Annotated in this window: 13 protein-coding genes and 1 pseudogene; 5 read left to right on the forward strand and 9 right to left on the reverse strand. The window is 51.2% G+C overall.

Annotation, left to right across the window (positions count from 1 at the left end; all coding sequences use genetic code 11):
- The first annotated feature begins 1 nt into the window (after position 1).
- A complete protein-coding gene (locus tag H616_RS0113185) occupies positions 2–1,492 on the forward strand; it encodes an aldehyde dehydrogenase (RefSeq protein ID WP_027967776.1) in 1,491 nt (496 codons plus the stop codon).
- A gap of 64 nt (positions 1,493–1,556) precedes the next feature.
- Positions 1,557–3,113 (forward strand): BCCT family transporter, encoded by a 1,557-nt coding sequence (locus H616_RS15065; protein ID WP_035573206.1) that lies wholly within the window; start codon positions 1,557–1,559, stop codon positions 3,111–3,113.
- 558 nt (positions 3,114–3,671) lie between these two features.
- Here the strand turns inward: H616_RS15065 and H616_RS15775 are convergent.
- The 9 genes and pseudogenes from H616_RS15775 to H616_RS0113240 all read right to left on the reverse strand — a co-directional run bounded on the left by H616_RS15775 (position 3,672) and on the right by H616_RS0113240 (position 12,398).
- Entirely contained in the window at positions 3,672–4,181 is a 510-nt protein-coding gene (locus tag H616_RS15775) for a tyrosine-type recombinase/integrase (RefSeq protein ID WP_420835264.1), read from the reverse strand.
- Between the two features lie 27 nt (positions 4,182–4,208).
- Positions 4,209–4,489, reverse strand: a pseudogene (locus tag H616_RS15825) (phage integrase); the annotation flags it as partial.
- A 16-nt stretch (positions 4,490–4,505) separates the two neighbouring features.
- Positions 4,506–4,721 carry a hypothetical protein gene (locus H616_RS15630; protein ID WP_035573208.1) on the reverse strand — a complete coding sequence of 72 codons (216 nt, stop codon included), beginning with the start codon at positions 4,719–4,721 and terminating at the stop codon, positions 4,506–4,508.
- A gap of 377 nt (positions 4,722–5,098) precedes the next feature.
- Positions 5,099–6,523: a gamma-aminobutyraldehyde dehydrogenase gene (locus H616_RS0113210; RefSeq protein WP_027967778.1), complete on the reverse strand. Its 1,425-nt coding sequence runs from the start codon at positions 6,521–6,523 to the stop codon at positions 5,099–5,101.
- A 9-nt stretch (positions 6,524–6,532) separates the two neighbouring features.
- Positions 6,533–7,039 (reverse strand): DUF3156 family protein, encoded by a 507-nt coding sequence (locus H616_RS0113215; RefSeq protein WP_027967779.1) that lies wholly within the window; start codon positions 7,037–7,039, stop codon positions 6,533–6,535.
- Positions 7,036–8,445: an APC family permease gene (locus H616_RS0113220; protein ID WP_027967780.1), complete on the reverse strand. Its 1,410-nt coding sequence runs from the start codon at positions 8,443–8,445 to the stop codon at positions 7,036–7,038. Before H616_RS0113220 ends, H616_RS0113215 begins: the two co-directional genes overlap by 4 nt.
- A gap of 209 nt (positions 8,446–8,654) precedes the next feature.
- On the reverse strand, positions 8,655–9,806 hold the full coding sequence (locus tag H616_RS0113230) for an iron-containing alcohol dehydrogenase (RefSeq protein WP_027967781.1): 1,152 nt from the start codon (positions 9,804–9,806) through the stop codon (positions 8,655–8,657).
- 61 nt (positions 9,807–9,867) lie between these two features.
- A complete protein-coding gene (locus H616_RS0113235; RefSeq protein WP_027967782.1) occupies positions 9,868–11,328 on the reverse strand; it encodes a gamma-aminobutyraldehyde dehydrogenase in 1,461 nt (486 codons plus the stop codon).
- Between the two features lie 167 nt (positions 11,329–11,495).
- The gene (locus tag H616_RS0113240) at positions 11,496–12,398 is read right to left on the reverse strand and encodes a LysR family transcriptional regulator (RefSeq protein WP_240470602.1); all 903 of its coding nucleotides are present in this window, start codon (positions 12,396–12,398) and stop codon (positions 11,496–11,498) included.
- Positions 12,399–12,803: 405 nt separating this feature from the next.
- On the opposite strand from H616_RS0113240, the gene H616_RS15310 reads away from it, so the two are divergent.
- The 3 genes from H616_RS15310 to H616_RS0113255 all read left to right on the forward strand — a co-directional run bounded on the left by H616_RS15310 (position 12,804) and on the right by H616_RS0113255 (position 14,166).
- Positions 12,804–13,013, forward strand: a complete 210-nt coding sequence (locus H616_RS15310) for a hypothetical protein (protein WP_027967784.1) — start codon at positions 12,804–12,806, stop codon at positions 13,011–13,013.
- 2 nt (positions 13,014–13,015) lie between these two features.
- Positions 13,016–13,702, forward strand: coding sequence for a S24 family peptidase (locus H616_RS0113250; RefSeq protein WP_051234301.1), 687 nt, complete (start codon positions 13,016–13,018; stop codon positions 13,700–13,702).
- A 107-nt stretch (positions 13,703–13,809) separates the two neighbouring features.
- Positions 13,810–14,166: a nucleotide pyrophosphohydrolase gene (locus H616_RS0113255; protein WP_027967786.1), complete on the forward strand. Its 357-nt coding sequence runs from the start codon at positions 13,810–13,812 to the stop codon at positions 14,164–14,166.
- The last annotated feature ends 76 nt before the right edge of the window (positions 14,167–14,242 follow it).

Genomic DNA, 14,242 nt, shown 5'->3' on the forward strand with positions numbered 1-14,242 from the left:
TATGTCGATTTCATTCTCGGGTTGGTTGGATCGTTTAGAAAATTTAGTGTTTGAAGGTCGCGCATATATTGATGGTAGTTATATTGATTCTATTCATGGCTGTACATTTGAGTGCGTTAGTCCAATAAATAGTAAGATTATTGCTCATGTGTCTAGTTGCCAAGATTTCGATATCAATTACGCTGTCGCTACAGCAAAAAATAGTTTTAGCGCCGGGGTCTGGTCGGATATAACTCCGGCTAAGAGAAAAACTGTCTTAATACGCTTCGCTGAGCTAATTGAGCAACATTCAGAAGAGCTTGCATTGTTGGAAACAATCGATGTTGGAAAGCCAATAAAAAACTCTTTAGAGGTTGATGTCCTAGGTGCCTCAAGTGCACTTCGCTGGAGTGGTGAGGCTGTTGATAAAATTTATGGTGAAATTGCTCCAACTGCGAAAGATCAACTTGGTCTTATTTCACGTGAGCCCATCGGAGTCGTTGGCATCATCGTACCTTGGAACTTCTCACTGGCAATGGCTTGCTGGAAGCTAGGACCTGCGTTAGCCGCAGGAAACTCTGTAGTTTTGAAGCCTTCGGAGCGCTCGCCACTTACTTGTATCAAGCTAGGAGCCCTTGCTCTTGAGGCTGGTATCCCAAAAGGGGTTTTCAACGTTACCCCAGGGTTGGGCTATATTGCTGGTAAAGCATTAGCGCTTCATATGGATGTTGATTGTATTGCATTCACTGGATCTACAGCTGTAGCTAAGCAATTGATGCAATTTTCTGGTCAATCAAACCTGAAGAAAATATGGGCAGAAGCTGGTGGGAAAAGTCCCAATATCATTTTTTCTGATGCGCCAGATTTAGATGAAGCAGCACGAGTGGCAGTGAGATCGATTGCATTTAATCAAGGGCAAGTGTGTACTGCAGGCTCTCGTCTTTTAGTACAAAATTCAATAAAAGAAAAATTCTTGGAGCTGCTTATTTCAGAGGTTAGTACGTGGAAAGTAGGTCATCCTTTAGATCCTCACACACGCTTGGGAGCTCTGGTAGATTTAGAGCACCTTGAAAGAGTTAAGTCTTATGTGTCGCTAGGAATAAAAGAAGGTGGAGAATTGGTTTATGGTGGAAACTGTGGCTTGCAAGGGGTCGGAGACTGCTATATGGAACCAGTAATCATAGATCAAGTGAAAAATGAGATGAAATTTTCTCAAGAAGAAATATTTGGTCCAGTTCTCGCTCTAATTGGGTTTGAAACTGAAGAAGATGCGGTAAGAATAGCCAATGATACTGACTATGGGTTAGCTGCTGCGCTATGGACAGCTGATTTTTCAAGGGCACACCGCTTATCCCCTAAGCTAAGAGCTGGCACTGTATGGATTAATCAGTATGGTAATGGAGATATGACTTTACCTTTTGGTGGGTTTAAACAGTCCGGCAATGGAAGAGATAGATCTTTACATGCTTTTGATAAATATACTGAGTTGAAGTCGACTATAATTAAGATTTAGTTTCCTAAGAGCTGTGAAAAAACATAGCTTGTAGATCAATTACAATCATCAAGAGAGTTTCGTCATGCATAGCCATACAGAAAAAAAGAATAAATCTAGTGGTGTGGATTATAATTTAGTCGTACCAGCAGTCACTTGTGTACTTGCTGTCAGTATACCTGCGGCATTGTTTCCTGAGGCAGGGGGCGAGGTGGTAGATGTAGTATTCAATAAGGTAACAAGTTCGTTTAAATGGCTTTATCAATTATTTGTTTTTTCTGTATTAGGGTTTATTGCATGGTGTGCTTTTAGTAGGGTGGGGGCAATTCGATTAGGAGAGCCTGGTGAAGCCACAGAGTTCGGAAATATATCTTGGGGCGCAATGCTTTTTTGCGCAGGTATTGGCATTTCAATCGTGAACTGGGCATTTATAGAGCCTATCTATTATATTTTGGGGCCAGCTCTAGGAGTTGAGGCAGAGAGTCAAAGGGCTATTGAATTGGCCTCCATGTACCCACTTTTTCATTGGGGGGTTTCTGCTTGGGCAATTTATGTTCTTCCTTCTATTCCGGTAGGCTACGCATTATATGTGAAAAGGGTAAATGTTTTCCGTCTAAGTGATATCTGTAGACCTATAATTGGTAGTTATGCTGACGGATGGTTTGGCCGACTCATTGACCTTTTTGTTATGTTCAGTATTGTAGGAGGAATAGGCACTACTCTTGGACTTGCTGTCCCTCTGGTATCAGAGCTTTTAGTAGTGTGGTTTGATATAGAAAATTCACTTTTATTACAAATTATTGTTCTTGTTGTTTGGGCTTTAATGTTTTCATGGAGTGTATATTCGGGTTTGGACAAAGGTATAAAAATGCTAAGTAGGATTAATGCTTTCCTTGCGGCGGGGTGTTTGGTTTTTGTTTTTCTCGCTGGCCCTACTGTATTTTTACTCGATACCAGTGTCAACAGTGTAGGCCTTCTTTTGGAAAATTTTTTCCGGATGAGCTTTTGGACTGATCCATTAGATAAAAGCCGTTTTATTGAAAACTGGACAGTTTTTTATTGGGCGTGGTGGATTGCTCTGTGCCCAATGGTTGGTATGTTTATTGCCCGTATTTCACGTGGTAGAACAATAAAAGAATTAGTAATTCATGGTTTGCTATGGGGAGGGCTAGGCTGCTGCTTGTTCTTTTTTGTTTGGGGGAACTATTCTATATATCTTGAAGTTAACGATATTCTGCCTGTATCTAAAATACTAAATGATCAAGGTGGGCCTGCAGCAGTTGCTGAAATACTTCAGACTTTACCATTTTCCGAATTGTTTTATTTCGCTTTTATAGCGCTAAGCTTCGTTTTTTTGACTACTACCGTTGACTCCTCTGCTTATATGTTGGCGTCAATTAGCTCGAATAATATTACTGGCTATGATGAGCCATCCCTCTGGGTTCGTTTGTTATGGGCATTTTTGTTAGCCTTTGTGGGGGTTGGTCTATTGGTAGTAGGTGGTTTGAAGGCAGTTCAGACATCTACCATTTTAGTTTCTCTGCCTATGATGTCTGTAATTATATTGATGTGTTTTTCTTTCAATAGAGAACTGAAAAACACTCTGGTTGCAACAAGGGCTGCATCACGGCTAATAGATTAGCTATAACATTCTATGCGGTTTAAACAGTGCTAATATTATTTTATTTATTAAGGAGGCCTTGGCCTCCTTTTTCAGGAATATCTTAACTATTGGATTATTTTCGGCTAATGAAGTAACCTCCTCCATAGTTTCACTGGCTATAGTGCAGCCATTAGGAGGACAGGATGAGCGACGACAACCCGATCATGTAATGACCCCCTAGTTTCTGCACACCCTAGGCCGTAAGCGGTCAGCATGCCTTTGAGCCTGGATTCAGGAGAGAAGCGTCTTACGCCCTCATCGGCATGCTGTTCTAGAGAGGAGAGATCCCCTAAACGGTACACCTCCGGTACACACACCAGTTTCCTGTGCTATCCTCAGTCTTCGCTAAGTTACTGATTACAAAGAACTGTACCTTTCGCTCGTTTACGGTTGCTTTTCCTTGTGTATCAGTTGCTTATTGATTTAAAACCGAACTCATAATCCCTTGGTCGCAGGTTCGAGTCCTGCTGGGCCCACCATTGTTCAATGACTTACAAGCCAAAGTCCCCCTTCTAACTGTACTTTTCTCCGAAAGTGTCAACCGAATACCTTCGGGCCGAACGTAATCGCCTCCTTTAGGTGATCCGGTGCCAAATGTGCATAGCGCATAGTCATTTGAATGGTTTGGTGCCCCATGATTTTCTGTAGTGTCAGTAAGTTACCTCCGTTTATTATAAAGTGGCTCGCGAACGTATGCCGTAAAACGTGAGTGCGCTGACCTTTGGGCAGTTGAATATCCGCATTTTTAAGCGCATTGCTGAAAGTTTGATAGGCGTCCTGTCGGAAAAGTCGACCCATACGAGGGCCATGCTTTACAAGCTGCTGGTAAAGGCCATCAGGGATGGGTACCGACCGAGTACGGCCATTTTTTGTACCTACATAGGTAACTTGGCCATTTCTAACGAGCTCAGCGCGTAGATATTGGGCTTCACTCCAGCGGGCACCAGTGGCGAGGCATAATGTGGAAATCAGCCTAACGTGACGGTTTCGGGATTGGTCGAGATGATGAAACAAAGTATCGATTTGCTCGATAGTGAGGTACGTCAATTCACGTTCTGCCAGCCGAATTGCTTTGACAGCAGAAAATGGGTTTTCTGTGTGCCACTCACCCATTTTGATAAGTAAATTAAAAACAGCACGAAAATAAGCAATGTCGTATTGATTGTATTCGGTGAGCAGCCATCAGCAAGACGGTTTTTACGGTACTCGGCTACCTGGATAGGGCACAATGTTGAGGCGCTTGGATTGTCCATGTAATTAGCGATAAAAATCAGCTTGTTAAGGCATGCTTTACCGTCTTTCAACGTCGAGCCATGGAGGCTGTACCAGAGCCGAGCAAGTTCTTGAAGTGTAATGCCCCCTGGTTTCTGCTCACCCTACGCGGCTAATGCTGGGTGTGCTCGGCGTGCCACATAGCCCAGAGACTGATGTGGCCGTTCGTCGTTGTAGTAGTGCATAGACCTGCAGATGGGCCTCATCGATCCAGTCCTTGACCTCGGAGACGGTGAGATCGTACTGGCGAGCCACCTCAGCGGCCGTGGTCTTGCCCTTGGCGGTCCATCGCTTGATGGGATTGTCGTCGCTCAACCTGTCCTCCTGATGGCTGCACCATACCCTGTGCAGCTATGGAGGGGTCACTTCAGAGCGCCCGTCCGCCGGAGCAGTAGCCGGAATCGGGCAGCCGGCCTGCCCGGACGCCGCCCCATTGCTTAACGTCTTGTGGCTTGTCTCTATAGCATCGGGTACCTATGTCAGCTGGTCAGCGACCATACCGGGCGAAAAACGCCTTTGATGTAGATTAGCGAGCCTGGGCCAGGCAGAACGACGAATGGGGGACACTTCAGTGAACGTGGGCCAGTGACTGGGGAAAGTCAGCTGTTGTGCAGTCAAAAGGCCGTCTTGTAAAGCGGGAAGGACGTCAGGCGGACCGCTATTCCGTCTGACGTCACTTGCGGACCTACTATTTAGTGCTTGATCATGACATGCCTGACACAGGTGTAGTCTTCCAATCCGTACATCGACATATCCTTGCCGTACCCTGAGAGCTTTTGGCCACCGTGTGGCATCTCGCTGACCAGCATGAAGTGCGTATTTACCCAAGTGCAGCCGTATTGCAGTCTGCTCGAAAGGCGGTGGGCGCGCCCGATGTCCTGGGTCCATACGGAAGAGGCCAGGCCGTAGTCAGAGTCATTGGCCCAGGCTAGTACCTGCTCTTCCTCTTCGAACGGCGTTATGGAGACCACCGGGCCGAATACTTCGCACTGTACGATTTCATCGTCCTGGCGTGCACCGGCGATAATGGTTGGGGCAAAGAAGTTACCAGGCCGATCGAGGGCTGTCCCGCCGCTGACCACCTCAATATGGGGCTCGGCTGCAGCTCGTTCTACAAAGCCTTGTACGCGCTTTAGGTGGTCTGCAGTGATCAGCGGCCCCATTTCTACCTCTTGCTCATCTTGGGTCCCGACCTTGATCTGACCCACCGCGTCTTTCAAGCGGGCAACGAAGTCGTCATAGACGTTCCGTTGGACATATAGGCGGCAGGCAGCTGTGCAGTCCTGGCCAGCATTGTAGAAGGCGAAGTTACGGATGCCTTCTATTGCTGCATCAAGATCGGCGTCACCAAAGATCAGTACTGGTGCTTTGCCACCTAGCTCCATGTGCATGCGTTTTACGCTGTCGGCAGTAGATGAAACGATAGCGCTGCCCGTACCGACCGAGCCGGTCAATGACACCATGCGCACCTTGGGATGGAGCGTAAGGGGGCCGCCGACTGTATTGCCTCGCCCATGGACCACATTGACCACCCCTGGTGGAAAAATCTCGGCCATGGCACTAGCTAGTGCAAGGCTAGTTAAAGGAGTGTGCTCGGAGGGTTTGAGCACCACGGTGTTGCCCGCGGCAAGAGCGGGCGCGAGCTTCCATGAGGCCATCATCAGCGGATAGTTCCAAGGCGCGATGGATGCCACTACACCAAGCGGATCTCGGCGTATCATGGAAGTATGCCCCTCCATGTACTCACCAGCAGCAGAAGCACTCATGCATCGCACTGCGCCGGCGAAGAATCGAAAAACGTCAGAGGCACCTGGTATCTCATCTTCAAGAGCCTGGCGATAAGGTTTGCCGCAGTTGTCTGATTCCAGGCGGGCTAGCATCTCTTGATGCGCATCGATCCAATCAGCCAGTGCCAGCAGCTTGGTCGCGCGAAATGCCGGTGTCATCATCGACCAGCTAGTGAATGCTGCATCTGCAGCCTGAACGGCTTCCTCCACCTGCTCAGGAGATGCCTCATTTAGCGTACACAGGACTTTATGGTTGGCTGGGTCAAGAACGTCCAGAGGAGCGCCTTTTCCTTGGCATAAAGTGCCGTTGATCAATAACGAGTAGTCCATGGAATATCCTTACGCGAGGGTGGTATCAAGGCGTTGACCAAGCAGGCGACTAAGCCCCTCGATCTCTTTGCCATTAAGTTTAACGAAATAGTGCATGGGCGGGACAAGCGTCCAGATGAAACAGCCTGGCAGGGTGACTAATTGCACTGTCGCACTGGAGTCTGAATCTTTTCGCCGATAACTCGCCATTTCGATATCGATAAGCGATGACAGCCTCGACAGCTGGGGATGCTGAGCAAACCAGTCGCTGACAGCATGATCACCTGTCCAGTGCGTCCCACTTTTCCAATACGCTTTACCGGATGGTGCCTCGAGGCTACTAATTTCAAGGGTGATCTCTAGCTTGTAGATCCTTGAAAAGAAACGACGTTTTTCCATGTAGCGCAAGGTCATTTCGCCACCATCGAAGCTTCCAGATCGAACCAAGGGGGCGATCAGTTTGTTGCAGCCAAGCTGCCTCGCGATTTGCTCAAATGCCATGTTTGCACGAGTTTCGATGTTGGTGAAAAGTCTCATCGACTAGAAGCCTCAGCCACTGGAGTGTCGCCTTCGGAGCTGGTGGCCTTGTGTTCGGCGTAGAGCGATTCGAGAGGCGTCGGTGTGAACAGTGGAAGCTTCTTGTATTTCAGCCAAGCAACCGCATAGACAATGATAATGGCCATAAAACCTCCCGCGATGGCGTAAATCTGGGCCTTCATCGCCCCGTCGGGATGGATAGTGACGATCATGTAGATACAGGCTGTGATACCTACGACTTGTGGAATCGGAAAGAAGGGTGTCGAGAAGGGGCGATGCACATTGGGGTAACGCTTGCGCAGGATCATGACGTTTACCTGCGCGATAACGTAGGAAAGAAGCCAAGTAACGCAGGACGCCAGGATCATGGTAGCGATAAGGTCCATGCTGATACTCAGCATGAATGGGATGCACAGTAGAAGAAAGACACTGAGAATTCCTACCCAGGGAGTGCGAAAGCGTGGGTGAACGTAGGTAAAGGCCCGTGGTAGCAGACCTTCTCTCGCGAGCCCGTAGAGCATGCGAGGCACGGCGGCCATATGGGAGTTGATGGAGCTGGCACTGGCAAGCACCGTAATAATGACCATAAAGACCTTTCCGGTTTGACCGAACAGGGCACCGGCACCATCTACTTGAGGAGCGGTAGAAGATTCGAGCACGTCGAGGGGGACATAACGTGCGATAGCCTGACCAAACAGCATATCGGCGACAAAGATAGTGAGCAGGCCGAACAACATCGCCTTGGGAATCGTCTTCTCCGGTTCCTTGACTTCTTCAGCCATCGGAGCGACGTACTCGATACCAACAAATAGCCAGATGCCAAGTGCTAGTGACTGAAGTACGACTTCCCACCCTTTAGGGTTGAACGGAACCTGGACGGGATCTGTGTGAGTTCCCCATTCCATCAGACCAAGGAACCCCATGACCGATGTCCCAATGATCATGGAACCTGTCGTGAATACCTGGACGGAGCCAAAGACCCCGACCCCTACCAGGTTGACGGTAAGGAAGAGCACCAGGAGAACGATGGCCACGACTGTGGCACTGATGCCCGGGAATAAACTTTGTGCCGCTAGCCCTGCAGTGATGGACTCCATCGCGCCGGCGGCTGACACCAGGACAATGTAGCCGCCAAGAACGCTGACTATCGCCATAAATGGCCCCATGGCGACCATGGTATAGTCGCCGATCATCCCCGCACCGGGCATAAAAGATGAAAGCTCGGAGTAAGAAAATGATACCAAGATGCTTACGATCATCGCGATAAAGGCACTGACGATAAAAGCCGGGCCTACCAGTCCCATGCTATAGCCAAGCGTTACCATTGTGGTGCCAGCCACGACCAGCCCTGTACAAGTGGAAAAGGCTCTCCAGAAGCCTAGCGTTCTAACGAGTTCGTTGCTCATTTTTGTTGTTCCATAATGGTTTATATTATGATTTTTGGGGTGCTTACTGATGCAATGTATTCAGGAGTTTTAAGTGAAGTGCCCGCTGAAATTAGTGATGCTCATTGTTCTGAGTCATTATTAGAGTGGGCGTTGATGTTTTCTTTTCGTTTCTTTGGAGCCGGAGTTAGTAAGATCGTGATCGCTAGATGAGCTGGTAGTAAAAGTGGTCAGTGGCTATATGCTTGGCGAATAATGTCCAGGTAGCTGCCGACTGTCATTTCTTTCGCATTACTAGCATCTGAGATATTCTGTTTTGATTTTTCAGCAATGCTACGAAAATCCGCCTCCTCGACGCTGGCAACTTCCGAGAACTTCGGGATGCCGAGCCGTTGACTCATGTTGAAGAGCAGGTCTACTGCTGCCTTGGCGGCATCTGCCGAACTGAGATGTGGGTCAACACCCAAGGCGATAGCCACTTGAGCATGCCGTTCCAGGTCCGCGTCACAATTATGTCTGAAGATAAATGGCAGGAAGATGGAGTTAGCGACGCCGTGAGGAGTGTCATACATGCCACCGATGGCTTCTGAAATGCAGTGCACACTGGCTATGTCAGCATTGCCAAAAGCCATACCGGCGATCAAACTGGCCACCATCATCTGCTCTCGTGCGCCATGATTATCGCGCTCTTCCACCGCGGGAAGGAGGTTTGAGCTGATCAGGCGGATGGCGTGAAGCGCCAGAGCATCACTGATGGGGTTGGCCATTTTACCGGTGTAGGCCTCGATCGCATGTGTAAGCGCATCCATTCCCGTGGCAGCGGCGATTGCCGGTGGCAGTTGAGTGGTGACCTCCGTATCGAGCAGTGCCAGTTCTGGAGCGAGCCTTACGTCCAGAAGGCTCATTTTGTACTGCCGCGCAGAATCGGTAATCACCGAGAAAAATGTGACTTCGCTTCCTGTTCCGGCCGTGGTAGGGATGGCTGTCAGTGGGAGAGGGTCATTGGTAAGGGTATTTTCCCCTTCATAGTCTTCAATAACCCCCTCATGCGTCATCAAGACCGCGATAGCCTTGGCTGCGTCAATAGCGCTGCCACCTCCTACCGCTACGATACCGTCGATATTTGAGTCTTGATGCTCGTGTGCTATGCGATTGCAATCTTCGCTGCGAGGGTTGGGTTTGACTTCAGTGGTTACCTTAAAGCTGATTCCAGCATGCTCAAGGCTTTCGTAAATTGGGGAGAGCAGTCCAGCCGCTTCTATACCTGGGTCAGTAACGATCAGGATACAGTTCAATTGCATTTCTTGAAGGTACTTGCCTACTCGAGAGCGCAGACCCGGTTCCATCACGATTTTAGTGGGTAGTACAAAGGGAAAGTTCATGTGGCCTCCTGGGCTTTTGTTGTGCGGTGGCATGTGTGCTCATGCGTATTTCGTTGTCTTTTCAATCAAGTCGTGCATGTCTAGCCATGATATGCCTGACTACGCTGTAGTCTTGAAGCGAGTCACTTGAGAGCTCCTTTCCGTAGCCGGATCGCTTCAGCCCGCCGTGAGGCATTTCCGTGGCCAGCATGAAATGGCTATTGATCCAAGTGCATCCGTATTCGAGTCGGCTAGCAAGATGCATTGCCTTATCCATGTTCGTCGTCCAGACCGAGGAGGCGAGTCCATATTCGGTATCGTTCGACCAGTCGAGAGCCTGAGAGATTTCATCGAAGCGTGTGACTGTCACGACAGGTCCGAAGACTTCCCGTTGAACGATTTCATCGGATTGAAGGCAGCCAGCAAGTAATGTTGGTTGGTAAAAAAAACCGCTTCCTGAAGGGATTGCTGCCCCCGTAATGCGTTCCACATGGGGTTCTGTCAAGGCGCGTTCGACAAAGCTGGCGACGCGATCACGCTGGCGCAAGCTGATCAGGGGGCCTATATCGTTGTCTCGGTCGTTTCGCTGGGCAAACCTAAGGCGTGAAACGGCGTCGCCCAGCCGCCTTACTAAACGATCATGAATACCTGATTGGGCGTAAATGCGACACGCCGCGGTACAGTCTTGTCCGGCGTTGTAATAGCCGTGTCGGGTGATCCCTTCGACCACGAGTTCCAGATCAGCATCGTCGCAGACGATGACAGGGGCCTTACCACCAAGCTCAAGGTGAGTTCGTTTGAGTGAATTTATCGCCTCTTTCAAGACTTTCTGGCCCGTGACGATATCGCCCGTGAGCGAGATCATACGAATATCAGGATGTCGGGCTAGTAGACTACCTACGTTTTCACCCCCACCGCAGACGATATTGAGACACCCAGCAGGAAGCATCCCTTCCAGATGGGTGGCAAGCTCAAGAACTGAAAGTGGAGTGTGTTCAGATGGCTTGAACACTAGAGTATTACCCGCTGCAAGCGCAGGAGCGATCTTCCACGCGGCCATCATCAATGGGTAGTTCCACGGGGCAATGGATGCGACGACGCCGAGAGGGGCTCGCTGGACCATGCTGGTATAGCCCGGCACGTACTCCGCACTTAGTTGCCCATATTGGCAGCGGACTGCACCGGCGAAGAATCGAAAGACGTCAATCGCTGCGTTCAGGTCGTCGTTTAGTGCTTGATGCAGCGGTTTGCCGCAGTTCAATGACTCTATACGAGCCAGTGAGGATGCTCTCTCCTGAATCAAGCTGGCGATGTCGAGTAGCACAGTCGATCGTTGTTGTGGCGTAGTGCGTGACCAAGTTGCTTGAGCGCGTCCGGCAGCGGCGATAGCCTGTTCGATTTGCTCCATACTGGCTTCCCGCACCTGGGCAATCACTTTGCCCGAAGAGGGATCATGGATGCTTTCAGCTCGGCCCTCGCCTTCGACAAGACAGCCATCGATAAGAAGCTTTGTGGTGAAGGAGGGGCATGGGACTGAGTTCATGAGAGTCTCGCTTACTAGAATGGGTGCCGAGCCTAGCAACGCGCTCTTTTGCGCAGTTCGGCAAGACTAAGGGGGAAGCAAAGTATTGACAATTTCTTATTTTCGAGGGGGGGTATCGATTTTCCTGTGGGGTCGAAGGTCGAGAAGGAGTGGTGTTTACTGGATTGTCAGCGTCTTGAGTCACCGTGCCCGCCCCGAACAACTGACAGAAAGGCATCAACCAGGGCTGGACGTTGTGACCCCCTACGCCATGCCAGGCCCACATCCAGGGTGTCGTTCAAGTCATGCAGCGAGCGTGCTTCGATGATGTCGCCTTCAAGAGACCAGGGGCGGTATGTCATGTCCGGCTGTACCGATAGTCCAAGACCAGCGGCGACCAGGCTACGCACGGCCTCGGTAGAGCTAGTGCGCATGGTAATGTTGGGAGGTGTGTTAAGGCGTTGCCAGAAAGTACGCGCGCTATGCTCCATCTCGTCCACGTTCAACTGAATCAGGGCTTCCGTCGCGACGTCAGCGAGAGAGATGCTGTCGTGCTCGAGAAGTGGGTGGCGTGCGGGTAGCCAGAGGCGGTAGGGGGAGTGCACCAGTACTTCTGTTTGCAGTGCCTGGCGATTGGATAGGTTGGACAGTATCAGCACGCCTACGTCGATTTCACCGCTCACCAGCAGGTGTTCGACATAGTGCCGCTCGTCTTCGACTACATTGATCTTAACTCTTGGGTAGGCAAGCTGAAAGCGGGTCAGTAGGTCGGCCAGGAAGTAGCCGGCGACCAGACTCGTCACGCCGATGACCAGTTGCCCGGATTCTTGATGCGTTGCTTCCTGCAGGTTTCTCTTGGCGTTTTCTACAGTGCTCTGAATCAGGTGTGACTGACGCAGGAACTGGTGGCCTTGATGGGTCAGGGTCATTCCTTTTGCGCTGCGGGAAAACAGCGACACTTCGAGCTCTTCCTCGAGCTGCTGGATGGCTAGGGTCAGTGTCGATTGAGAGACGAACACTGCCTGGGCCGCCGCCGAGATGGAGCCCAGTTCAGCGATGGCGATGAAGTAGCGTATTTGTTTTAGTGTCATGATCAGGTATTTGAAAAAACGATGGCTTGCCTAGGGTATAGTGTTTTTCGGTCTAGTGTCAGATGGCTGTTCGGTGAAAAACCTGAAGTACACGGCATCTCGAGCCGATCAAGGAGCCTTGCTCCGAGGGAGGAGGGGCCAATGGCTCGGTGCCGAGAAGATTGAAATGCAATATATTGCGGCAAATTGCGCCATTCGTATCGGTGGGAGCGCGAGCCGGGCTAACAGAGCGGAAAGTAAGTCGATAGCGGATAGGCAGCTTGGGCGGCGATGACTGCGCGCTGCGGGAGTTCCTTGCTTTTTTCAGCTCGGGTCAGTGCTGTCGCTGGATCGAGAAGGCATGATTGTTGAATGCCTTCGTGCGGAAAAATGTAAGCATATGAAATAAAGGGAAATATTTACGGAATGCTGGTCTACAACGCCACTAAGCAGCAGTTCATCGACGATGTGCGAGCCAACCTCATCACCGACGCCATCGAGAACGAGGTGACTCGCAGACTGAACCGCAACTCGCCGCGCAGTGAGGTGACGTCCTGGGAGAACTCCCTGCGCTTCATGATGAGCGTTCTGCTCGACGAGGCGATTCCCGCGTCGGCGGGAGTGGCCATCGAGTGAAGATGCTCAAGGAGCAGCCCGAGCATGCCCGTGCCCTGGCGGACCAGATCATCAAGAACACCTATCGCACCTTGATGACGCGGGGGCAGAAGGGCTGTTACGTCTATGCCACGGACTCCGAGACCCGCGAGTACTTCGCGGCCTTCGCTCGTTCACAGGGAGCCACCGAGCATACCGATCTGGCTGAAGAGGCCGAGACGCTGGATGGCTTGCACCTTCCCATCGTCACGCGTGACCAGGCTGCGCCGTTCGAGCGCCATGTGCCCGTGTACGACCTGAACATCGCCGCCGGCGAGTTCAGCGAGATGCAGATCGCCGACGCCGAGCACTGGGTCGAGCTGCCGGACTTCATGCGTGCGAGCCCCGATCTGTTCGTCAGCCGGGTAGTGGGAGAGTCGATGAACCGGCGCATCCCCAACGGCGCCTGGTGCCTGTTCCGTGCCAACCCCAGCGGCACGCGGCAGGGCAAGGTCGTCGTGGTGCAGCATCGCGCCATCGAGGACCCCGACCACGGCGGCAGCTTCACGATCAAGCTGTATCAGAGCGAGAAGGTCGAGGAGTATGGCGAGTTCGTGAACCAGCGTATCGTGCTGAAGCCCCAGACCAACGCCTTCGGCTACAAGGACATCGTGCTCGAGGACGAGCTTGAGGATCTGAAGGTCATCGGCGAATTCCTCTCCGTGCTGTGAGCAAGCAGGCGGCCGGATCGCCGCCTATGCCAATGCTGGCTAGATAGCGAGCGGCAGAGCAGGCATGCTCACCGCTATCCGATACCGCAGAACCAGGTGACCCAGAGATGTCAGACCCGTTCAAGCAGCTCCGTGACGCCATGGACCAGTTCGCCACCGAGCGCGACTGGGACCAGTTCCACTCGCCTAAGAACCTGGCCATGGCGCTGACGGTGGAGGCAGCTGAACTGCAGGAGTGCTTCCAGTGGCTGACCGAGGCGCAGTCCAGGGAGTTGGATGAGCAGCAACTGGCCGCCGTGCGCGATGAAATTGCCGATGTTCAGCTGTACCTGATCCGGCTGGCGGGCAAGCTGGACGTGGATATCGAAGCGGCATGCCGAGCGAAGATGGAGAAGAATGCGGAGAAATATCCCGCCGACCAAGTGAAGGGAAGTGCGAAAAAGTACATGCACTATCAGGATTGACGTGATGTGTGGCCGCTTTGTCCCCTGCAGCGGCCTTCTCTGCTAGCTTCGCCCCTCAAGCCTCCTCCCGCTGAAT

The organism is Halomonas halocynthiae DSM 14573, from assembly GCF_000425725.1.
Taxonomy (GTDB): Bacteria; Pseudomonadota; Gammaproteobacteria; order Pseudomonadales; family Halomonadaceae; genus Halomonas; species Halomonas halocynthiae.

What these genes read in the sequence shown, in the direction of transcription:
- H616_RS0113185 (WP_027967776.1), top strand. Translation starts at nt 2, where the DNA reads ATGTCGATTTCATTCTCGGGTTGGTTGGATCGTTTAGAAAATTTAGTG.
- H616_RS15065 (WP_035573206.1), top strand. Translation starts at nt 1,557, where the DNA reads ATGCATAGCCATACAGAAAAAAAGAATAAATCTAGTGGTGTGGATTAT.
- H616_RS0113210 (WP_027967778.1), bottom strand. Translation starts at nt 6,523, where the DNA reads ATGGACTACTCGTTATTGATCAACGGCACTTTATGCCAAGGAAAAGGC.
- H616_RS0113215 (WP_027967779.1), bottom strand. Translation starts at nt 7,039, where the DNA reads ATGAGACTTTTCACCAACATCGAAACTCGTGCAAACATGGCATTTGAG.
- H616_RS0113220 (WP_027967780.1), bottom strand. Translation starts at nt 8,445, where the DNA reads ATGAGCAACGAACTCGTTAGAACGCTAGGCTTCTGGAGAGCCTTTTCC.
- H616_RS0113230 (WP_027967781.1), bottom strand. Translation starts at nt 9,806, where the DNA reads ATGAACTTTCCCTTTGTACTACCCACTAAAATCGTGATGGAACCGGGT.
- H616_RS0113235 (WP_027967782.1), bottom strand. Translation starts at nt 11,328, where the DNA reads ATGAACTCAGTCCCATGCCCCTCCTTCACCACAAAGCTTCTTATCGAT.
- H616_RS0113240 (WP_240470602.1), bottom strand. Translation starts at nt 12,398, where the DNA reads ATGACACTAAAACAAATACGCTACTTCATCGCCATCGCTGAACTGGGC.
- H616_RS15310 (WP_027967784.1), top strand. Translation starts at nt 12,804, where the DNA reads ATGCTGGTCTACAACGCCACTAAGCAGCAGTTCATCGACGATGTGCGA.
- H616_RS0113250 (WP_051234301.1), top strand. Translation starts at nt 13,016, where the DNA reads ATGCTCAAGGAGCAGCCCGAGCATGCCCGTGCCCTGGCGGACCAGATC.
- H616_RS0113255 (WP_027967786.1), top strand. Translation starts at nt 13,810, where the DNA reads ATGTCAGACCCGTTCAAGCAGCTCCGTGACGCCATGGACCAGTTCGCC.